A 20,675-nucleotide genomic window follows, 5' to 3' on the forward strand; every position below is an offset into this window, starting at 1 on the left:
GGTTGCTCCTACTCCGCCCGGGGCAGATCGATGATGAACCGGGCGCCGCCTTCGGGTGGCGACTCGGCCCGCAGCTGGCCGCCGAACTCGCGCACGATCTGCTCGGAGATGGCCAGGCCCAGGCCCAGCCCTTTGCCCTGCGGCTTGGTGGTAAAGAAGGGTTCGAATAATTGCGTGCGGATTTCTTCGGGAATGCCGGGACCGCTGTCGGTCACGGTGATGCGGACCCGCGCGCCGTCGAGCCCGGCGTCCACGACGAGCTGGCGCGGCGAACTGCCCGCCATCTCCATCGCGTCGAGCGCGTTGCTGAACAGGTTCACGAGAACCTGCTGCAGGCGGTTGCTGTCGCACAGCGCATACAGGTCGCGGGGATGCGTCGCCATGCGAAAGCCGACGCGCTCCTGCGCGATGCGGCGCTCGACGAGGAAGAGCGCGGCCGTGACCGCGTCCGCCACGGCGACCGCGCTCGGCATCGTGTCGGACTTGCGCGCGAACTGGCGCAGCTGTCCGGTCAGGAGGCCCATGCGCTCGACCAGTTGCGAGATCGTCGCCAGGTTGTTGCGCGCGTCATCGAGCCGGCCCCGCTCGATCAGCACGCGGGCGTTGTCCGACATCGTGCGCAGCGCCGTCAGCGGCTGGTTCAGTTCGTGCGTGATGCCGGCCGACAGCTGCCCCAGCACCGCCATCTTGCCTGCCTGGACCAATTCGCTCTGCGCCTTGCGCAGCTGCTGCTCGGCCTGCCGACGCACGGTGTTTTCGTCGCGCAGGTCGCGCGTCATCTTGCGCAGGCTGGCGGTGCGCTCGGTCACCAGGTTTTCCAGCTGATCGTAGGCGCGCTGCAAATCCTCGCGCGCACGCTTCCGCTGCCGGCCGAGGCGGTGGCGCTGGCGCGCGTACAGCACCAGCATGATGGCGAGCGCTTCCGACAGCACCGTCAGCAGCGCCGCGGCGCGGGCGCTGGCGCGGGCCGGCGCGAGGTCGGACAAATAGACCATCTGCCAGTTGCGCCGCGCCAGCGCGCGCGCCTGGCTCAGCATGGGACCGACGGCGGGCGGCGGTCCGGTGACGATGCGCGCGCGGCTGTCGAGCCGGCGCACCTCGCGCAGGCCCAGCGGCACGAGTGCATGGGAAAAGTATTGGCGCGACTGTTCCACTTCTTTCTGCACGGCCGGCGTCAGCGGCGCCAACGTGCGGTATTTCCATTGCGGCACGGAGCTGAGAAACACCACGCCGTGCGCATCGCTGAGCAAGACCTTGCCGCCGGCGTCGGCCCAGCTCGCCTCCAGGCTTTCGATATTGACCTTGACGGTCGCCACGCCCAGCATGGTGCCGTCCTGATAAATGCCTTGGGCAAAATAATAACCCGGCTCGCCACGCGTGGTACCGACGCCGTAGAAGCCGCCCGGCACGCCGCGCAGCGCGTCGCGCACATAGGGCCGGAAGGCCACGTAATCGCCGACGTAGCTGTCGGGCGTGCGCCAGTTGCTGGAGGCCTGCGTCACGCCCCGCAGGTTGACGATATAGATGCTGGTCGAACCGGCCATGCGGTTGACGCGCTCCAGGTAGGTGTTGACTTCCGTCCGCAGCGCTTCGTCGCCGGGCCGGCGCAGCAGGGCGATGACGTCCTTGTTCAGTTCGAACGTGCCGGGCAGGAAGTCGTATTTGGACAGCAGGTGCTCCAGGCTGGCCGTGTACGTGTCCAGGCGTTGCGCCCCGGACAGCCGCAAGCGATCGATCGCGGCATCCTCGGCATAACGATAGGCGACGGCCGCCAGCGCCAGGCACACGAGCAGCAGCGCGCCCCATAGCGCCAGCCGCCGGCGCGGCCAGCGGCCGGCCTGGCGCGGGGTGACGGAGGGTACGGCTGCTGGCATGGCGGTCCTGGAATGTTTACGTTGTGCGATTAAAACACATGACGCACTCCAAGGTTGATGCCGGTGGTGCCGGAGCCGGCATCGGTGGCATTGCCGACGCGGTAGGCGGCGCCGTCGCGGTTGATGATATGGCCATAGGCCGTGTACAGGTCGGTGCGTTTGCTCAGGCTGTACTCATAGCCGATCGCGCCCTGGAGCGCGTGCGCTTCGCGGCCGAAGTCGTCGCGATGGGCGGCCAGCGAGGCGAGCACCCGTCCGGCGCCGGCCTGCACGGCGACGCCCAGCAAGGCATCGCGGCTGGCGTTGCCCAGCACGTCGCGGTTGCGCGCATAGGCCGCGTGGGCCGTCACGATGCCGAAGCGGTAGCGGCCGGCCAGCATGGTGTGGCGGTTGTGCGCGGTGCCGGTCGCGTCGCCTTGCTGGTGGTGCGCCAGCACGAGGGTCAGCGGACCGGCGTCGTAGGTGGCGGACGCGCCGATGCTGCGGTTCTTCGCGGCGTCGCCGGCCGCTTCGCCGACACCGTACAGCACGTCGGCCGACAGGCCGTTCCACTTGGGCGACTGGTACTCGACCGAATTGTCGACCCGGGTGAAGGTCGGGAAGATGTTCTGCGCATTGCCGGCGAGGCCCGTGCAGAACGGGTCGACGATGTCGCGCACGACCTTGTAGTACGGGGCGTACTGGCGGCCGAGGCTGATCGAGCCGGCCGCGCCGCTCAATCCGACGAGGGCCTGGCGGCCGAACAGCAAGCCGCCCTGCCCCGCCTTGCCGGTATCCATGTTGATGCCGTTTTCCAGCACGAAGAAGGCGCTCATGCCGCCGCCCAGGTCTTCCGTGCCCTTGAAGCCCAGCCGCGAGCCGGAGGCCACGCCGCTGCTGACGTTCTGGCTTGATCCGGACGGGCCGCCGCGTTCCAGCACGATGCCGGCGTCGGCGACGCCATAGATCTTCACCGAAGTTTGCGCCTGGGCGCAGGCGGCGGACAGGCCGAGCGCGCATGCGCCGGCGAGATAGCGATATTTCAATCGAGTCTCCGTTAGTGGTTTGTTTGTTTATGTGCGATCAGCCGACTTGCGCGGCGACGGGTGCCACTTGCTGCGGCGTTTCTTCCAGCGCGCCTTCCCAATTGGCGACGACGGCCGTGGCGATGGCGTTGCCGACGGCATTGGTGGCCGAGCGCCCCATGTCGAGGAACTGGTCGATGCCCATCAGCAGCAGCAGGCCCGCTTCGGGGATGTGGAATTGGTTGAGGGTCGCGGCGATCACGACCAGCGATGCGCGCGGCACGCCGGCCATGCCCTTGGAGGTGAGCATCAGCAGCAGCAGCATGGTGATCTGCGTGCCCAGCGACAGGTCGATGCCGTACGCCTGGGTGATGAACAGCACGGCGAAGGTGCAGTACATCATCGAGCCGTCGAGGTTGAACGAATACCCCATCGGCAGCACGAAGCTGGAAATCTTGCGCTGCACGCCGAACTGGTCCAGCGCCAGCAACAGCTTGGGATACGCGGCTTCCGAGCTGGCCGTGGAAAACGCGAGCAGGAACGGTTCGCGGATCAGCGCCAGCAGGCGCAGCACGCGCTTGCCGATGAAAAAGGATCCGCCCAGGATCAGCAGCAGCCACAGGCACAGGAGGCCGAGGTAGAAGCCGCCCATGAACTTCGCGAACGTGAGCAGGATGCCCAGGCCGCTGGTGGTGATGATGGACGCCATCGCCGCGAACACGGCCAGCGGCGCCATGTTCATGACGACGCCGGTAATGCGCAGCATCACCTGCGCCAGCTGGTCGATGACGGCGGTGAGGCCGGCGGCGGATTGGCCCAGCGCGCCCAGCGCGCCGCCGAAGAACAGGGCGAACACGAGCACTTGCAGGATCTCGTTGTTGGCCATGGCTTCCATCGGCGACTTCGGCACCAGGTGGACGACGAAGTCCTTGAGCGTGAAGGCGGCCGTTTTCAGGCCGGTGGTGGCGTCGGCCGGCGGCAGCGGCAGGTTGAGGTGGGCCCCCAGCTGCATCGCGTTCGACAGCACCATGCCCAGCGTCAGCGACGTCAGCGAGGCGATCACGAACCAGGCCATGGCTTTCAGGCCGATGCGGCCGGCCGCGCGGCCGTCCCCCATGTGGGCGATGCCGACGGTCAGCGTCGAGAAGACCAGCAGCGAGATGATCATCTTGATCAACCGGAGGAACACGTCGGTGACGATGGAAATATGTGCCGCGATGTCGGCACTGAGCTGTTTGTCGGCGACGGTTTCATGGCAGCCATAGCCGACTGCGGCGCCCAGTACCATCGCGATCAGGATGTACAGGGTCAGGGGACGCTTCGTTTTCAATTTGATCTCCAAGATCGCGGCGTTATGAATGACGCCGCGTGTTGTCGTGACCCGGCGGGAACCGGGTATATGCACAACAGCAAGCCGCATGCCAGAGAGATCGGCAGGAGATTTTTCTTGTAATCCACTGATTCAAAACGTCTTTTATTTGAGCAACTAATTTTCGGCGGCTTAAACCGTCCAAGTTCCTGGACGCTCCGGGAGGGGTCCGTATGAAAAACTGGAATCGCCATCGGGCGCCCGAACGGCCGCCGCATGGCGGGCAATAAATGGCCTTACAATGCCGCGATGATTCAACAGCGTAGGACGCGGCATGGAAACCAAATGGCTGGAAGATTTCATTTCACTGGTCGAAACCAAGAACTTCAGCCGCTCGGCCCAGCTGCGGCATGTGACGCAGCCGGCGTTCTCGCGCCGCATCCGCTCGCTGGAAAACTGGCTCGGCACCGACCTGATCGACCGGACCACGTTCCCGACCCGCGTCACGCCGGCCGGCATGGTGTTCTACGAACAGGCGCTGGAGATGCTGGGCCAGATCAACGGGGTCCGCGAGATGCTGCGCAATAACCGCGCCGCGGCGACGAAGACCATCGACCTGGCCGTCCCGCACACGCTGTCGCTCACGTTCGTGCCGAAGTGGCTCGCCGCGCTGGAACGCGACTTCGCGCCGATCAACAGCCGGCTCATCGCCCTCAACGTGCATGACGCGGTGCTGCAGCTGGTCGAAGGCGGCTGCGACCTGCTGCTGTGCTATCACCACCCGCGCCAGCCGGTGCAGCTCGACCCGGGCCGCTACGACATGCTGCTGATGGGGCGCGAAGCGTTGTGCGCGTACGCCCGCTGCGGCGCGGACGGCGAACCGGAATACCGGCTGCCCGGCCGCAAGGACGCGCCGCTGCCGTTCCTCTCCTACACGACGAACGCCTATCTCGGGCGGATGGTGGACCTGATCCTCGCCGACGCGAAACCCGGTCTGCACTTCGACAAACGCTACGAGACCGACATGGCCGAAGGCCTCAAGATGATGGCGCTGGACGGCCACGGTATCGCCTTCCTGCCCGAATCGGCGGTCACGCGCGAGGTCGGGCAAGGGCTGCTGGCACGGGCCAGCGATCCGGGCGGCTGGGAGATCGAGATGGAGATCCGGCTGTATCGCGAACGCCCTTCCGACGCGCGGCCCGGCAAGCCTATCGTCGCGGCGTTGTGGGACTTCCTCGTCGCGCACCCTTCATCCACGTGATGCTTTTTGCGCATAACCGCATGCGCAAGCAGCATTGGCCAGGCGCCGGCAGCCCATCCTATGATGCGCTCAGCCTTGAATCACACACCGGAGACCTGCCATGAGCCACGACTACATCCCGTCCTATCTCAACCCCGACGACCTCGGCCCCTGGGGCCAATACCTGCAACAGGTCGACCGCGTCACCCCGCACCTGGGCAGCCTGTCGCGCTGGGTCGAGACGCTGAAACGTCCGAAACGGATCCTGACCGTGGACGTCCCGATCGAACGCGACGACGGCACCATCGCCCACTTCGAGGGCTACCGCGTCCAGCACAATCTGTCGCGCGGCCCGGGCAAGGGCGGCGTGCGCTTCCACCAGGACGTGACGCTGTCGGAAGTGATGGCCCTCTCCGCCTGGATGTCGGTGAAGAACGCGGCCGTCAACGTGCCGTACGGCGGGGCCAAGGGCGGCATCCGCGTCGATCCGGCCACGCTGTCGAAGGGCGAGCTGCAGCGCCTCACGCGCCGCTACACGAGCGAGATCAGCATGCTGATCGGCCCGACGAAGGACATCCCCGCGCCGGACGTGAACACCAACGAACAGGTCATGGCCTGGATGATGGATTCGTACGCCATGATCGAAGGGAACCTGTCGACCGGCGTCGTGACGGGCAAGCCGGTCTCGCTCGGCGGTTCGCTGGGACGCCGCGAGGCGACCGGCCGCGGCGTGTTCGTCGTCGGCCAGGAAGCCGCCAGGCGGCGCGGCGTCGCGATCGCCGGTGCGCGTGTCGCGATCCAGGGCTTCGGCAACGTCGGCGGCACCGCGGCCACCATCTTCGCGGACGCGGGTGCGAAGATCGTCGCCGTGCAGGACCACACCGGCACCATCGTGCGCGAAGGCGGCCTCGATGTCGCCCGACTGCACGCCCACGTGGCCGAAGCGGGCGGCGTGAAGGGCTTCCCCTTTGCCGATGCGACGCTGGACCGCGACGCGTTCTGGGACATCGAATCGGACATCCTGATCCCGGCCGCGCTGGAACGGCAGATCACGCCGGAGGTCGCACGGCGGCTGCGCACGAAGATCATCCTGGAAGGCGCGAACGGCCCGACGACGCCGGAAGCCGACGACATCCTGACGGACAAGGACGTCCTCGTCGTGCCGGACGTGCTGGCCAACGCGGGCGGCGTCACGGTGTCGTACTTCGAATGGGTGCAGGACTTCTCGAGCTTCTTCTGGACGGAAGACGAGATCAATGCCCGCCTGACCCGTATCATGCAGAGCGCGTTCGGCGCCGTGTGGGATGTCGCGCAGGAGAAGAAGGTCACGCTGCGCACCGCGACCTTCATCGTGGCCTGCACGCGCATCCTGCAGGCGCGCGAAGTGCGCGGCCTCTATCCGTAATCAGGCCGCGTCGGGTGGGCACAGGGTGCCCGCCCTACCGGGAGCGCGTGGCGCGCCCGACGGTACGACGCCACGCGACCTCAAAAAAATCTATTTTTTGTCGCACATTGCGCGCAGATAAGCATGCGTTGCAGCAAATTCCGTAGAATTTGAGCGACCACAAACATGCATCCGGACACGATTCTTGTGCGTCGCAGCACAGGTAAAATGCGCGGATGAAAACTCCCGACACCCCTCCCCTGACGCCGGCCGCGGACGACGCGCTGTTCGATCAAGTCGAGCGCCGCCTGCAGGCGCTCATCACCGTTCCCCTGCATGCGCCCAGCACCCTGCCCCGGCGCTGCGTGGACGAATTCGCCGACGGCTTCCTCGGCATCGCCTGCCTGCCGCCGATGCCGCTGGCGCGGCGCTGGCGCATGGCACCATGACGCGCGCAAACAAAAAAGCCGCCCGCGGGCGGCTTCGATCGAGCGGCGAGGATCAGCCCAGGCTTTCCAGGCGGATGCGCACCACCTTGCCCACGGTCGTCGCCAGGTGCTCGATCTTGGCGATCGCGGCGTTGACGTATTTTTCGCGGGTCTGGTGGGTGATGATGACGATGTCCGTGCGCGCCTTTTCGCCCGGCTCCTTTTGCAGCACGGCGTCGATCGAGATGCCGGCGTCGGCCAGGATGCGGGTCAGGTCGGCCATCACGCCCAACTGGTCCTGCACGGTCACGCGCAGATAGTAGCTGGTGCGGATCTCTTCCATCGGCAGGATCGGCACGTCGGCCAGTTCCGTCGGCTGGAACGCCAGGTGCGGCACGCGCGAGTACGGGTCGGCGGTCGCCAGGCGGGTCACGTCGATCAGGTCGGCGATGACGGCGGAAGCGGTCGGCTCGGCGCCGGCGCCCTTGCCGTAGTACAGCGTGGCGCCGACGGCGTCGGCCTGCACGAGCACGGCATTCATCGCGCCTTCGACGTTGGCGATCAGGCGCGCGCCCGGCACCAGGGTCGGGTGCACGCGCAGTTCGATGCCTTCCTTGCCGTCGACCGTCGTGCGGCGGGTGATGCCCAGGAGCTTGATGCGGTAGCCCAGCTGTTCGGCGTAGCGCAGGTCGACGGCCTGCAGCTGGCTGATGCCCTCGATGTGCGCGCTGCCGAACTGCACCGGGATGCCGAACGCGATGGCGGACATGATGGTCAGCTTGTGCGCCGCGTCCACGCCTTCGATGTCGAAGGTCGGATCCGCTTCCGCATAGCCCAGCTCCTGCGCCTGCTTCAGCACGGTGGCGAAGTCCAGGCCCTTGTCGCGCATCTCGGACAGGATGAAGTTCGTCGTGCCGTTGATGATGCCGGCCACGGATTCGATGCGGTTGGCCGACAGGCCTTCGCGCAGCGCCTTGATGATCGGGATGCCGCCGGCGACGGCCGCCTCGAACGCCACCATCACGCCCTTGGCCTGGGCCGCTTCGAAGATCTCGTTGCCGTGCAGCGCGAGCAGCGCCTTGTTGGCGGTGACGACGTGCTTGCCGTTGGCGATGGCCTGCAACACCAGTTCGCGCGTCAGGTCGTAGCCGCCGATCAGTTCGACGACGATGTCGATGTCCGGGTTGTTCACGACGGCGAACGGGTCGGCCACGACCTCCACCTCGCTGCCCACGATGCGCTTGGCGCGCTCGAGGTTGCGGACGGCGACCATGGCCACTTCGATGCCGCGGCCGGCGCGGCGGCGGATTTCTTCCTGGTTACGTTGAAGGACGTGGTAGGTGCCGGCACCGACGGTGCCGAGGCCGAGCAAGCCTGCTTTGATGGGTTTCATATGCGTGTAATCTGTCGTTCTCAGCGCGCGTGGCGGCGCCGGTAGCCGTCGAGGAAGCGGGCGATGCGGGTGCACGCGTCCGTCAGGTCGTCGGAATTGGGAAGGAAGACCAGGCGGAAATGGTCCGGCGTCTTCCAGTTGAAGCCGGTGCCTTGCACCAGCAGGACTTTTTCCTCGGACAACAGCTCACAGATAAATTGCTGGTCATCGGCGATCGGGTAGATCTTGGGGTCGAGGCGTGGGAACATGTACAGCGCCGCTTTTGGCTTGACGCAGGTAACGCCCGGGATATCGGTCAGGAGTTGGTGGGCCAGGTCGCGCTGGCGCGTGAGGCGGCCGCCGGGGGCGACGAGGTCGGCGATGCTCTGGTAGCCGCCGAGGGCGGTCTGGATCGCGTACTGGCCCGGCGCGTTGGCGCACAGGCGCATCGAGGCGAGGATGTTCAGGCCGTCGATATAGTCCTTCGCATGGCGCTTCTCGCCGGACACGACCATCCAGCCGGCGCGGTAGCCGCACGAACGGTAGTTCTTCGACAGGCCGTTCAGCGTGACGAACAGGACGTCGTCGGCCAGCGAGGCGAGCGACACGTGTTCCTCGCCGTCGTACAGCGTCTTGTCGTAGATTTCGTCGGCGTAGACGATCAGCTGGTGCTGGCGCGCCAGTTCGACGATTTCCAGCAGCACGTCGCGCGAATACAGCGCGCCGGTCGGGTTGTTCGGGTTGATGACGACGATCGCGCGCGTGTTCGGCGTGATCTTCTTGCGCATGTCGTCGATGTCGGGCAGCCAGCCGGCCTGCTCGTCGCAGATATAGTGCACCGGGTTGCCGCCGGCCAGGCTGACGGCCGCCGTCCACAGCGGATAGTCCGGCGCGGGCACGAGCACTTCGTCGCCGCTGTTCAACAGGCCCTGCATGGCCATCACGATCAGTTCGGAGGCGCCGTTGCCCAGGTAGATGTCGTCGATGCCGACGCCGCGGATGTTCTTTTCCTGGGTGTAGTGCATCACCGCTTTGCGCGGTGCAAACATGCCTTTGGAATCCGTGTAGCCGGCCGAGCTCTGCATGTTGCGGATCATGTCCTGCACGATCTCGTCCGGCGGATCGAAGCCGAACACGGCCAGGTTGCCGATGTTCAGCTTGATGATCTTGTGGCCGTCTTCCTCCATCTGGCGCGCGATCTGCAGCGCCGGGCCCCGGATCTCGTAGCAGACGTCGTCGAGCTTGTTGGATTTCAAAATCGGTCGCAAAATATCACCCTGGAAATTTATGGCTGAACGCATCAGTACCCATCGGGGGCCTCGAAAAACCGTAGCGAGCGGCAGCAGTTTTGTCCAAGAAGCGCAGCCGTACTCAAGTACGGCCAGCATCGCATCCTATGCGGCCCGGACAAAAATGCAACGCGCAGTAGGTTTATCGACGCCCCGGTTGTTGCAATGCGAAAAATTCCATTCTGCCCAAAGCGCAAGGATTAAGCAACCCGCCATTGCTGGGACGTGGTGGAAACCAGTTACAATACGCGCCCTGTGCCTGTCATCTCCCGGCTTTTCCATCATGAAGCTACATTCCAGCAGCACCGAAAAATACCAGACGGTCACCGGCTACGACCAATCCGGCGTCGAGATCAACGCCCAGCGCTTCGACTACAGCGTGCTGGTGATGCCCGAGGTTGCGCCGCGCCCGTGGCCCGTGACGCGCTTCGAGGACCTGCAAACCGGCCATTTCGACGCCATCGCCGCGGACAAGCCGGACGTCGTCATCCTCGGCACGGGCGAGCGCCAGCGCTTCGTGCACCCGCGCCTCGTCGCCAGCCTGTCGAATCTGCGCATCGGCGTCGAGAGCATGGACAGCCACGCCGCCTGCCGCACCTACAACATCCTGATGGGCGAAGGCCGCAAGGTCACCCTCGCGCTGATCATCGACGCCAACGACGAGGGCGCGAAGGCCGAATGAACGACCTGCACCGGAACAAGACCCTCGCCTGGACCCTGCTGATCGCCTTTGCCGTCGTCCTCCTGTATGTACTGGGCGCGCGCACGCTCGTGCCGCCGGACGAAGGCCGCTACGCCGAGATGGCGCGCGAGATGTTCGCCAGCGGCGACTGGATCACGACGCGCCTGAACGGCATCAAGTATTTCGAAAAACCCCCGCTGCAGACCTGGATGAACGCCCTGTCGTTCGCCCTGTTCGGCCTCGGCGACTGGCAGGCGCGCCTGTGGACGGGCCTGTGCGGCCTGTTCGGCGTCGTGCTGACGGGCTTTGCCGGCACGCGTGTGTTCGGCGCGCGTGTGGGCTTCTATGCCGCGCTGGTGCTGGGTTCCTCATTCTACTGGGTCGCGTGCAGCCAGATCGATTCGCTCGACATGGGCTTGTCCGGCATGATGACGCTGGCGCTGTGCGCCCTGCTCATCGCCCAGCGCGACGACGCCAGCGATTCGGAACGGCGCAACTGGATGCTGGCCTGCTGGGCCGGGATGGCGCTGTCCGTGCTGGCCAAGGGCCTCATCGGCCTGCTGCTGCCGGGCGGCGTGCTGGTGTTCTACACGATTTTTTCGCGCGACTGGGCGATCTGGAAGCGCCTGCATCTGGTGAAGGGCTTGATCGTCTTCTTCGCGATCGCCGCGCCGTGGTTCGTGCTGGTCGGGATGAAGAATCCGGAACAGCCGCACTTCTTTTTCATCCACGAACACTTCGACCGCTTCCTGAAGAAGGAACACCACCGCGAGGCGGCATGGTGGGTCTTCTTCGCCCTGCTGGCCGCGGGCAGCGTGCCGTGGGTCGGCGTGCTCGTGCAAAGCCTCGTCGCCGGCGCGCGCGGCAACGGCGAAACGACGAGGTTCCGTCCGCGCCTGATGCTGCTCGTGTGGGTCGCGTTCATCGTCCTGTTCTTCACGAAGTCGAATTCCAAGCTGCCCGGCTACATCCTGCCCGTGTTCCCCGCCGTCGCGCTGCTGGTGGCGCACTACCTGGACAGCGGCACGCGCCGCGGCCGCATGGTCACGGCCGGCCTCACGGCGCTGCTGGGCGTGGGCTTCCTGGCCACCGTCCCGTTCATGCAGAAGCTGGCCAAGCATGCGGGCGAGGACGTGCTGTACGCCGCGTATCAGCCGTGGGTGCTGGCGGCGGGCCTCGTGCTGCTGATCGGCGGCTGCCTCGCCATGCTGTACGCGCGCCAGATGCTGCGCGACCTGTTCGTCGTCGTGCTGGCCGTCGCCGGATTCGCCGGCACGGAGCTGCTGCTCGTCGGCTTCGAGCCGATCGGCCAGGTGCGCGCGGGCGTCAACCTGCTGCCCGCCCTGAAGGCCGCCGGCGCCGCGGATCCGGCCGTGAAAGTCTATTCGGTCGGCATCTATGAACAGTCGCTGACCTTTTATCTGCGCCGTCCCGTGATCCTCGTCGACTACCGCGACGAATTCGACTTCGGCCTGCAGCAGCAACCGGAACTCGCGATCCCGGCGATGCCCGCGTTCGTCGCCCAGTGGCGCGCGGATGCGGCGGAAGGCAGGCACGACGTGGCGATCACCCGTCCGGAAATCGCCGCCGACCTGCAGCGCCAGGGCGTCATGCTGCGCATCGTGGCGGCGGACTCCCGCCGCACCGTCATCGCGAATTTTAAATAGGGCCTCATGAACCTCACCACGTTTGCCTTCATCATTTCCGGCGTCCTGCTGAACGCCTGTGCCCAGCTGCTGCTGAAAGCGGGCACGAACGCCCTCGGCGGCGCCATCCACCTCACCATGGCGACCTGGTTCCAGACCCTCGTCAAGGTCTTTACCCAGCTGCCGATCGTGGGCGGCCTGGCCTGCTACGGCCTGTCGCTCATCGTGTGGATCATCGGCCTGTCGCGCACCGACGTGACGATCGCGTACCCGATGCTGTCGCTCGGCTACGTCGTGTCGGCCTTCGGCGCGTGGATGTTTCTGGGGGAAGCTGTCTCGCCGCAGCGCCTCGTGGCCATCGGCGTCATTATCGTCGGCGTCGTATTGCTGGCGAGAACGTAATACGGCGCAGGACGGCGCGCTGCTACAATGACAGCTTTGTCTGCATAAACATATTCACCCTGGCATGCCGCACGATGGCGCGCCATGGATGACATCTTTACCGAGAGAATAACGAGCTTCCCATGACTGCCGAGCTGCCCTTCCTGCCCTTTTCCCGGCCCACCATCGACGAAGAGACCATCGCCGCCGTCGGCGAGGTGCTCCGCTCCGGCTGGATCACGACCGGACCGAAGAACCAGGCATTCGAGGCGCTGCTGTCCGAATACTTTGGCGGCCGTCCGGTACGCACCTTCAATTCCGGCACCTGCACGATGGAGATCGCGCTGCGCATCGCCGGCATCGGCCCGGGCGACGAAGTGATCACGACGCCGATCTCGTGGCCGGCCACCGCCAACGTGATCATCGAAGTGGGCGCGACCCCGGTGTTCGCCGACATCGATCCGGTCACGCGCAACCTGGACCTGGACAAGCTGGAAGCCGCGATCACCCCGCGTACCCGCGCCATCATCCCCGTCTATCTGTCCGGCCTGCCGATGGACATGGACCGCCTGTACGCCATCGCGAACAAGCACAAGCTGCGCGTCGTCGAGGATGCCGCGCAAGCCATCGGCGCGCTGTGGAACGGCAAGCGCATCGGCTCGTTCGGTGACTTCGCGTCGTTCAGCTTCCAGGCCAACAAGAACATCACGACGGGCGAGGGCGGCTGCCTGGTGCTGAACAATCTGGAAGAAGCGCGCCTGGCCGAAAAATACCGCCTGCAGGGCGTGACGCGCAGCGGCGTGGACGGCATCGACGTCGACGTCCTGGGCGGCAAATACAATATGAGTGACATCATGGCCACCATCGGCCTGGGCCAGATGAAGAATCTGGACAAGCTGACGGCGCACCGCGCCGCGCTGGCCCGTCACTACTTCGACTGCTTCGGTCCCGATTTCGAAGAGACGACCGGCGCCCAGCTGCCGGTCCAGGCCTTCGGCACGAGCAACTGGCACCTGTTCCAGATCATCCTGCCGGACAACGGCCCGGGTACGCGCGCCGACTTCATGACCCGCATGCAGAAGGAACACAATATCGGCACCGGCTATCACTACGCGCCGATCCACCTGTTCACCTTGTACCGCGAGCGCGGCTTCAAGGAAGGGATGTTCCCCGTCGCCGAGAAGATCGGCCGCCTGACCGTGACGCTGCCGATGTTCAATGCGATGACCATCGCCGACGTCGAGCGCGCCGTGGCCGCAGTCAAAGCGGTGCTGGCGAAATGACGGCGCAGGCGATGAAGCCGGAAGTCTCGGTCGTCATTCCGGTCTATAACGAAGAAGCGGGCCTCGCGAACCTGTTCGCGCGCCTGTATCCGGCGATGGACGCGCTGGGTCTGCCGTACGAAGTCATCTTCGTCAACGACGGCAGCCGCGACAACTCGGTGGCGATCCTCGCGGAGCAGTACCGCAAGCGCCCGGACGTGACGCGCGTCGTCCTCTTCAACGGCAACTACGGCCAGCACATGGCGATCCTCGCGGGCTTCGAGCAGACGCGCGGCCAGATCGTCATCACGCTCGACGCCGACCTGCAGAACCCGCCGGAAGAGATCCACAAGCTGATCGCCAAGATGCGCGAGGGCTACGACTACGTGGGCTCGATCCGCCGCAAGCGCCAGGATTCCGCGTGGCGCACGGTGGCGTCGAAGGCGATGAACCGCGTGCGCGAGCGCATCACGAACATCCATATCACCGACCAGGGCAATATGCTGCGCGCCTACGGCCGCAACGTGATCGACCTCGTCAACCAGTGCGGCGAAGTGAACACCTTCGTGCCGGCGCTCGCGTATAAATTCTCGCGCAAGCCGACGGAGATCGTCGTCGAGCACGAGGAGCGCGCGGCGGGCGAATCGAAGTATTCGCTGTACAGCCTCATTCGCCTGAACTTCGACCTGATGACGGGCTTCTCGCTCGTGCCGCTGCAGATGTTCTCGCTGCTGGGCATGACCTTGTCGCTGCTGTCCGCGCTGCTCGTGATGATCCTCGTCGTGCGCCGCTTCCTGCTGGGCGCCGAGGCCGAGGGCGTGTTCACGCTGTTCGCGATCGCGTTCTTCTTCATGGGCGTGATCCTGTTCGGGATCGGCCTCGTGGGCGAATACGTGGGCCGCATCTACCAGCAGGTGCGCGCACGGCCGCGCTACGTCGTCGCGACGATCCTGCAGGGCGTGCCGGCGGAACTGGCCGACACCGACGGGTTCGAAAAGCGGCAGGTCGTGCGCTGATTTCGCTCGCGTTACCGCACAATTCAAGGCCCGTCATCCCCGCGAACGCGGGGATCCATGCTGAGCCGATTTCTGTCGCTCGGTATGGGTTCCCGCTTCCGCGGGAGCGACGGATGAAAACCGCTTACGCCGCCATCGCGGCACAAAGACCATGACCCAACCCCGCAAACGCGCAGTCGTCTTCGCCTACCACAACGTGGGCGTACGCTGCCTCAAGGTGCTGCTGGCCGGCGGCGTCGACGTCGCCCTCGTCGTCACGCACCAGGACAGCGCCACGGAAAACATCTGGTTCGAATCCGTCCTGTCCCTGTGCGAGACGGAGAACATCCCGTACCTGACGCCGGAGGACGCGAAAGGCGCCGACCTCGTGGAAGCCATCCAGGCCGTGCAGCCGGACCTGATGTTCAGCTTTTACTTCCGCCACATGCTGCCCCAGGCGATCCTCGACATCGCCCCCGCCTACAACATGCACGGCTCGCTGCTGCCGGCCTTCCGCGGCCGCGCGCCCACCAACTGGGCCGTGCTGCACGGCGCGACGGAAACGGGCGCCACCTTGCACGAGATGACCGTCAAGCCGGACGCCGGCGCCATCGTCGCCCAGCAGGCCGTCCCCATCCTGCCGGACGATACGGCGTTCGAAGTGTTCGGCAAGGTGACCGTGGCGGCCGAACTGGCGCTGTACGACGTCCTGCCGGCCCTGCTGGCCGGCATGGCGCCGCGTACCCCGAACGACCTGACGAAGGGCGGCTACTTCGGCGGCCGCAAGCCGGAAGACGGCCGCATCGACTGGAACAAATCCGCGCAAGAGGTCTACAACCTGCACCGCGCCGTGGCGCCGCCCTACCCCGGCGCCTTCACGGACCTCAAGCAGCGCCGCTACGTGATCGAGCGCGCCCGCCTGCACAACGGTAACGCGGAAGGCCTGCCGCCGGGACTCGCGGTCGTGGATAATGCCATCCTCGGCGTCTGCGGCGACGGCCGCGCGCTGGTCATTCACAGCCTGCTGGCCGACGGCCTGCGCATCACCCCTGCCGAACTGCGGGCGCAACTCCAGGAAAACCCAACATGAAAAAAGTCCTCATCCTCGGCGTCAACGGCTTCATCGGCCACCACCTGTCCAAGCGCATCCTCGAGACGACCAACTGGGAAGTCTACGGCATGGACATGAACTCGGAGCGGATCACGGATCTGCTCGACCATCCGCGCATGCACTTCTTCGAAGGCGACATCACCATCAACACGGAATGGGTCGAGTACCACGTCAAGAAGTGCGACGTGATCCTGCCGCTGGTCGCGATCGCGACGCCGTCGACCTACGTGAAAGAGCCGCTGCGCGTCTTCGAACTGGACTTCGAGGCGAACCTGCCGATCGTCCGCTCGGCCGCCAAGTACAAGAAACACCTGATCTTCCCGTCGACGTCGGAAGTCTACGGCATGAGCCGCGACGCCGAATTCGACCCGGAGAATTCGGAACTGGTCTACGGCCCGATCAACAAGCCGCGCTGGATCTACGCCTGCGCCAAGCAGCTGATGGACCGCGTGATCTGGGGCTACGGCATGGAAGGCCTGAACTTCACGCTGTTCCGTCCGTTCAACTGGATCGGCGCCGGCCTCGACTCGATCCACACGCCGAAGGAAGGCAGCTCGCGCGTGCTGACCCAGTTCTTCGGCCACATCGTGCGCGGCGAAACCATCCAGCTCGTCGACGGCGGCATGCAAAAGCGCGCCTTCACGTATGTCGACGACGGCATCGCGGCGCTCATGAAGATCATCGAGAACAAGGACGGCCGCGCCACCGGCCAGATCTACAACGTCGGCAACCCGACCAATAACTACTCGATCCGCGAACTGGCCGACATGATGCTCAAGCTCGCCGCGGAATACCCGGAGTACGCGGCCGGCGCGGAGAAAGTCAGGATCGTCGAGACCAGCTCGGGCGCTTACTACGGCACCGGCTACCAGGACGTGCAGAACCGCGTGCCGAAGATCGAGAACACGATGAACGACCTCGGTTGGGCCCCGTCGGTGACGATGGCGGATGCGCTGCGCCACATCTTCGACGCCTACCGCGGCCAGGTCGCGGCGGCCCAGGCCCTCGTGGATTAAGGACGCGCCTTGGCACCGCTGCTCGTCCTCAAGATCGACGTCGACACCTACCGCGGCACGCGCGAGGGCGTGCCGAACCTCGTGCGCATGCTAACAAAGCACGGAGCCGGTGCGACGTTCCTGTTCTCGCTGGGCCCCGACCACACGGGTTGGGCGATGCGGCGCGCGCTGCGTCCCGGCTTCTTCCAGAAAGTGTCGCGCACGTCCGTCGTGGAGCACTACGGCTTCAAGACGCTGATGTACGGCGTGCTGCTGCCCGGCCCGGACATCGGCGCGAAAACGGCCGCCGAGATGCGCGCCGTGCGCGACGCCGGCTTCGAATGCGGCATCCACACGTGGGACCACGTCTGGTGGCAGGACAACGTCCGCGGCCGCGACGCCGCGTGGACGGACCGCGTGATGAAGAAGAGCGAACAGCGCTACGCGCAGGTGTTCGGCGAGGCGCCGCACACGTTCGGCGCGGCCGGCTGGCAGATGAACGCTCACGCGTTCGCGCGTCACGATGCGGTGGGCTACCGCTACGCCTCGGACGGCCGCGCCCAGCTGCGCGACGATGGTTCGCTGGCCGATCCGAACGCCGGCCCGTACCGCTACCGGGGCCTGTCGCACATCCAGATGCCGACCACCTTGCCGACGCTGGACGAGCTGCTGGGCCGGGAGATCGGCGGCACCGTCATCGACGAACACAATATCGCCGCCCACCTGCTCGAGCTGACGGCGAACCCGAAACGCGACCACGTGTACACCTTGCACGCGGAGCTTGAAGGACAGAAACTCGCCCCCATATTCGAGCAGCTGTTATCAGGCTGGAAAGCCCAAGGTTACCGGCTTGCCTCGATGGCGGACTATTATGAGAAGATAAAACAGGAAGCGCCGCAGTTGCCCGAATACCCGGTGCAATGGGGCGAATTACCGGGACGGTCAGGCGAACTGATCATCCTCGACACAGCGAAGTAAAAGCGCGGTGCTAGGGCCGCGAGACAGGAGAAAACCGTGGCCGAAAGCCCAACCGCAGCACCTTTGGCTAATTTCAGTGCGCCGATGACCGGCGAGCGGACCTTCGAGCTGAACGGCCGTCCCGCGCGCTATACGGTGCTGTACTTCTATCCCAAAGACAATACCCCCGGTTGCACGACGGAAGCGATGAACTTCCGCGACCACTACGACGAATTCAAGGCATTGAACGCCGACATCTATGGCATCAGCCGCGATTCGCTGCGCTCGCACGAAAGCTTCAAGTCCAAACTGGGTCTGCCGTTCGAACTGATTTCCGATCCGGACGAAGCCGTGTGCACGCAGTTCGACGTCATGAAGATGAAGAATATGTACGGCAAAAAAGTGCGGGGGGTAGAGCGCAGTACGTTTGTCATTGACGCTGACGGCAAAGTGGTGAAAGAATGGCGTGGCGTGAAAGTCAATGATCACGTCCAAGAAGTGCTGGATTTTTAAGAAACCAGCCCAAGGGCGTTGAATAAGCTGCTGCGTGTTGCAGCGGCGGCCTGCGATGCTCGCCGTACGTGAGTACGGCCGCGCTCCTCGACCACCGCTGCGGCCGCTCGCGACGCTTCTTCAAGGCCCGGTCTGCGGGCTGGCGATGGTTATGACAAACCTTTAGCCGAGCGTTCGCCTATTTTGAGTCACAGTTTTACCTCACCGCATCATTCCAATCTGGCTGCCGGCCAGGGCCCACGTCCGGGCCTGCCGGCGCCTCGCAGCTCCCCCCAGTTGCATCTGTCTGCCCGGCGGCGCGCATGTGCCGTGCGGAGCGTTTTTCCGACTACTTTTCTGGATTGAGAACCTGATGCCACTGCCTAAACTCCCCACCAAGCCGGCAACGATTTTGCTGGCCAAAGATTATCCCAGGGCTGAACCGGGCAAGTCGCCTGTCCGCGCCACCGCGAAGGCGGAGAACGACCCGGTCGAAGACCTGATCAGTGGCCCGGCCGTACCGGCCCCCAAGACCGCGAAACCCCGCAAGTCGAAGGCCGCGCTGCTGGCCGAAGCGCCTGCCCGCGAAGACAAGCCGGCAGGCGCTCCTGCGGCCGCCGCGCCGGTCCCCGTGCGCGCCGAAAAGCCCGTCAAACCGGGCAAGGCCGCGAAAGACGATGCCGTCGCCAAGCTGCGCGAAACGGATATGAACGAGCCGCATCCGGCCAAGCACAAGCCGGTCGAGGTCAACGTCAAATCGCAGGCCAGCCGCAAGGCCGACACGTCGGGCGCCACCAAGGTATTCGTGCTCGACACCAACGTGCTGATGCACGATCCGACCTCGCTGTTCCGCTTCGAGGAACACGACGTCTACCTGCCGATGATGACGCTGGAAGAACTCGACAACCACAAGAAGGGCATGTCGGAAGTCGCGCGCAACGCGCGCCAGGTCTCGCGCACGCTGGATGCGCTCATCGCCAACGTCGACGACGACGCCATCGAGACCGGTATCCCGCTGGCGAAGCTGGGCAACAAGGATGCGAAGGGCCGCCTGCACTTCCAGACGCGCCTCAACGGCGCCGCCCTGCCCGAGGGTCTCCCGTCCGGCAAGGCCGACAACCAGATCCTGGGCGTCGTGCGCGCGCTGGAAGCGGAGCAGCCGGGCCGCGCGATCGTGCTGGTGTCGAAAGACATCAACATGCGCATCAAGGCGCGCGCGCTGGGCCTGGCCGCCGAAGACTATTTCAACGACCACGTGCTGGAAGACACCGACCTGCTGTACTCCGGCATCGTCCAGCTGCCGGACGACTTCTGGACCAAGCATGGCAAGGGCGTCGAATCGTGGCAGGAGATCAAGGGCGGCTATTCGTCCACGTTCTACCGCGTCACCGGCCCCCTGATCCCGAGCCTGCTCGTGAACCAGTTCGTGTACCTGGAGCCGAAGAACGGCGAGGCCCCGCTGTACGCCCAGGTCAAGCAGATCAACGGCAAGACGGCCGTGCTGCAGACCCTGCGCGACTATTCCAGCAACAAGAACAACGTGTGGGGCATCACGGCGCGCAACCGCGAGCAGAATTTCGCGCTGAACCTGCTGATGAATCCCGAGGTCGACTTCATCACGCTGCTCGGCCAGGCCGGCACGGGCAAGACGCTGCTGGCGCTGGCCGCCGGCCTCGCCCAGGTGCTGGAGACGAAGGTCTACAACGAGATCATCGTCACCCGCGTGACGGTGCCCGTCGGCGAGGACATCGGCTTCCTGCCCGGTACCGAGGAAGAAAAGATGTCGCCGTGGATGGGCGCCTTCGACGACAACCTGGAAGTGCTGATGAAGTCCGACGGCGACGCCGGCGACTGGGGCCGCGCGGCGACGCAGGACCTGATCCGCTCGCGCATCAAGATCAAGTCGCTGAACTTCATGCGCGGCCGCACGTTCGTCAACAAATTCCTCATCATCGACGAGGCGCAGAACCTGACGCCCAAGCAGATGAAGACGCTGGTCACGCGCGCAGGTCCGGGCACGAAGATCCTCTGCCTCGGCAACATCGCGCAGATCGACACGCCGTATCTGACCGAGGGCTCGAGCGGCCTGACGTATGTCGTCGACCGCTTCAAGGGCTGGGGCCACAGCGGCCACGTGACGCTGGCGCGCGGCGAGCGTTCGCGCCTGGCGGATCACGCGAGCGACGTGCTGTAACGGTTCGACCGTCCAAACAAAAAGCCTGTGCGCCGGAGGGTGCACAGGCTTTTTTTTCAC

18 protein-coding genes are annotated in these 20,675 nt (G+C 65.3%); 13 read left to right on the top strand and 5 right to left on the bottom strand.

What is annotated here, in order from left to right:
- Nucleotides 1-8: 8 nt before the first annotated feature.
- From BVG12_RS12440 to BVG12_RS12450, 3 genes are read right to left on the bottom strand one after another with little or no spacing between them, the layout of a single operon-like run.
- A complete protein-coding gene (locus BVG12_RS12440) occupies nt 9-1,874 on the bottom strand; it encodes a sensor histidine kinase (RefSeq protein ID WP_075792658.1) in 1,866 nt (621 codons plus the stop codon).
- A gap of 29 nt (nt 1,875-1,903) precedes the next feature.
- Entirely contained in the window at nt 1,904-2,899 is a 996-nt protein-coding gene (locus tag BVG12_RS12445) for a porin (protein ID WP_075792659.1), read from the bottom strand.
- Between the two features lie 37 nt (nt 2,900-2,936).
- Nucleotides 2,937-4,208 carry a dicarboxylate/amino acid:cation symporter gene (locus BVG12_RS12450; protein WP_075796331.1) on the bottom strand — a complete coding sequence of 424 codons (1,272 nt, stop codon included), beginning with the start codon at nt 4,206-4,208 and terminating at the stop codon, nt 2,937-2,939.
- A gap of 313 nt (nt 4,209-4,521) precedes the next feature.
- On the opposite strand from BVG12_RS12450, the gene BVG12_RS12455 reads away from it, so the two are divergent.
- The 3 genes from BVG12_RS12455 to BVG12_RS12465 all read left to right on the top strand — a co-directional run bounded on the left by BVG12_RS12455 (nt 4,522) and on the right by BVG12_RS12465 (nt 7,260).
- Nucleotides 4,522-5,448, top strand: a complete 927-nt coding sequence (locus tag BVG12_RS12455) for a LysR substrate-binding domain-containing protein (protein WP_075792660.1) — start codon at nt 4,522-4,524, stop codon at nt 5,446-5,448.
- A 100-nt stretch (nt 5,449-5,548) separates the two neighbouring features.
- On the top strand, nt 5,549-6,832 hold the full coding sequence (locus BVG12_RS12460) for a Glu/Leu/Phe/Val family dehydrogenase (RefSeq protein ID WP_075792661.1): 1,284 nt from the start codon (nt 5,549-5,551) through the stop codon (nt 6,830-6,832).
- A 215-nt stretch (nt 6,833-7,047) separates the two neighbouring features.
- Nucleotides 7,048-7,260 carry a hypothetical protein gene (locus BVG12_RS12465; protein ID WP_075792662.1) on the top strand — a complete coding sequence of 71 codons (213 nt, stop codon included), beginning with the start codon at nt 7,048-7,050 and terminating at the stop codon, nt 7,258-7,260.
- A 52-nt stretch (nt 7,261-7,312) separates the two neighbouring features.
- On the opposite strand, the gene BVG12_RS12470 is transcribed toward BVG12_RS12465, so the two are convergent.
- Together BVG12_RS12470 and BVG12_RS12475 are read right to left on the bottom strand one after the other, a co-directional pair.
- Complete coding sequence (locus BVG12_RS12470) at nt 7,313-8,632, bottom strand: homoserine dehydrogenase (protein WP_075792663.1); 1,320 nt, start codon at nt 8,630-8,632, stop codon at nt 7,313-7,315.
- A 20-nt stretch (nt 8,633-8,652) separates the two neighbouring features.
- Nucleotides 8,653-9,879, bottom strand: a complete 1,227-nt coding sequence (locus BVG12_RS12475; RefSeq protein ID WP_075792664.1) for a pyridoxal phosphate-dependent aminotransferase — start codon at nt 9,877-9,879, stop codon at nt 8,653-8,655.
- 304 nt (nt 9,880-10,183) lie between these two features.
- On the opposite strand from BVG12_RS12475, the gene BVG12_RS12480 reads away from it, so the two are divergent.
- The 10 genes from BVG12_RS12480 to BVG12_RS12525 all read left to right on the top strand — a co-directional run bounded on the left by BVG12_RS12480 (nt 10,184) and on the right by BVG12_RS12525 (nt 20,615).
- Nucleotides 10,184-10,582 (top strand): Mth938-like domain-containing protein, encoded by a 399-nt coding sequence (locus tag BVG12_RS12480; protein WP_075792665.1) that lies wholly within the window; start codon nt 10,184-10,186, stop codon nt 10,580-10,582.
- Entirely contained in the window at nt 10,579-12,249 is a 1,671-nt protein-coding gene (locus BVG12_RS12485; RefSeq protein ID WP_075792666.1) for a glycosyltransferase family 39 protein, read from the top strand. The genes BVG12_RS12480 and BVG12_RS12485 overlap by 4 nt, the downstream gene beginning before the upstream one ends.
- 6 nt (nt 12,250-12,255) lie before the next feature.
- Nucleotides 12,256-12,630, top strand: a complete 375-nt coding sequence (locus BVG12_RS12490) for a DMT family transporter (protein ID WP_075792667.1) — start codon at nt 12,256-12,258, stop codon at nt 12,628-12,630.
- Between the two features lie 122 nt (nt 12,631-12,752).
- A complete protein-coding gene (locus tag BVG12_RS12495; RefSeq protein WP_075792668.1) occupies nt 12,753-13,892 on the top strand; it encodes a DegT/DnrJ/EryC1/StrS family aminotransferase in 1,140 nt (379 codons plus the stop codon).
- An 11-nt stretch (nt 13,893-13,903) separates the two neighbouring features.
- Nucleotides 13,904-14,887, top strand: a complete 984-nt coding sequence (locus BVG12_RS12500; RefSeq protein ID WP_075796332.1) for a glycosyltransferase — start codon at nt 13,904-13,906, stop codon at nt 14,885-14,887.
- 151 nt (nt 14,888-15,038) lie between these two features.
- A complete protein-coding gene (locus tag BVG12_RS12505; RefSeq protein ID WP_075792669.1) occupies nt 15,039-15,956 on the top strand; it encodes a formyltransferase in 918 nt (305 codons plus the stop codon).
- On the top strand, nt 15,953-16,993 hold the full coding sequence (locus BVG12_RS12510; protein ID WP_075792670.1) for a bifunctional UDP-4-keto-pentose/UDP-xylose synthase: 1,041 nt from the start codon (nt 15,953-15,955) through the stop codon (nt 16,991-16,993). Before BVG12_RS12505 ends, BVG12_RS12510 begins: the two co-directional genes overlap by 4 nt.
- A 9-nt stretch (nt 16,994-17,002) precedes the next feature.
- A complete protein-coding gene (locus BVG12_RS12515) occupies nt 17,003-17,950 on the top strand; it encodes a polysaccharide deacetylase family protein (RefSeq protein ID WP_075792671.1) in 948 nt (315 codons plus the stop codon).
- A gap of 36 nt (nt 17,951-17,986) precedes the next feature.
- Nucleotides 17,987-18,442 carry a peroxiredoxin gene (locus BVG12_RS12520; protein ID WP_083684972.1) on the top strand — a complete coding sequence of 152 codons (456 nt, stop codon included), beginning with the start codon at nt 17,987-17,989 and terminating at the stop codon, nt 18,440-18,442.
- Between the two features lie 352 nt (nt 18,443-18,794).
- Nucleotides 18,795-20,615, top strand: a complete 1,821-nt coding sequence (locus BVG12_RS12525) for a PhoH family protein (RefSeq protein ID WP_075792673.1) — start codon at nt 18,795-18,797, stop codon at nt 20,613-20,615.
- The last annotated feature ends 60 nt before the right edge of the window (nt 20,616-20,675 follow it).

It is taken from the genome of Massilia putida, from assembly GCF_001941825.1.
Taxonomy (GTDB): Bacteria; Pseudomonadota; Gammaproteobacteria; order Burkholderiales; family Burkholderiaceae_D; genus Telluria; species Telluria putida.

Excerpts from the sequence above, each read along its gene's own strand:
- BVG12_RS12485 (WP_075792666.1), top strand. The coding sequence starts at position 10,579 with ATGAACGACCTGCACCGGAACAAGACCCTCGCCTGGACCCTGCTGATC.
- BVG12_RS12480 (WP_075792665.1), top strand. The coding sequence starts at position 10,184 with ATGAAGCTACATTCCAGCAGCACCGAAAAATACCAGACGGTCACCGGC.
- BVG12_RS12500 (WP_075796332.1), top strand. The coding sequence starts at position 13,904 with ATGAAGCCGGAAGTCTCGGTCGTCATTCCGGTCTATAACGAAGAAGCG.
- BVG12_RS12455 (WP_075792660.1), top strand. The coding sequence starts at position 4,522 with ATGGAAACCAAATGGCTGGAAGATTTCATTTCACTGGTCGAAACCAAG.
- BVG12_RS12490 (WP_075792667.1), top strand. The coding sequence starts at position 12,256 with ATGAACCTCACCACGTTTGCCTTCATCATTTCCGGCGTCCTGCTGAAC.
- BVG12_RS12440 (WP_075792658.1), bottom strand. The coding sequence starts at position 1,874 with ATGCCAGCAGCCGTACCCTCCGTCACCCCGCGCCAGGCCGGCCGCTGG.
- BVG12_RS12510 (WP_075792670.1), top strand. The coding sequence starts at position 15,953 with ATGAAAAAAGTCCTCATCCTCGGCGTCAACGGCTTCATCGGCCACCAC.
- BVG12_RS12525 (WP_075792673.1), top strand. The coding sequence starts at position 18,795 with ATGCCACTGCCTAAACTCCCCACCAAGCCGGCAACGATTTTGCTGGCC.
- BVG12_RS12470 (WP_075792663.1), bottom strand. The coding sequence starts at position 8,632 with ATGAAACCCATCAAAGCAGGCTTGCTCGGCCTCGGCACCGTCGGTGCC.
- BVG12_RS12495 (WP_075792668.1), top strand. The coding sequence starts at position 12,753 with ATGACTGCCGAGCTGCCCTTCCTGCCCTTTTCCCGGCCCACCATCGAC.
- BVG12_RS12460 (WP_075792661.1), top strand. The coding sequence starts at position 5,549 with ATGAGCCACGACTACATCCCGTCCTATCTCAACCCCGACGACCTCGGC.
- BVG12_RS12465 (WP_075792662.1), top strand. The coding sequence starts at position 7,048 with ATGAAAACTCCCGACACCCCTCCCCTGACGCCGGCCGCGGACGACGCG.
- BVG12_RS12505 (WP_075792669.1), top strand. The coding sequence starts at position 15,039 with ATGACCCAACCCCGCAAACGCGCAGTCGTCTTCGCCTACCACAACGTG.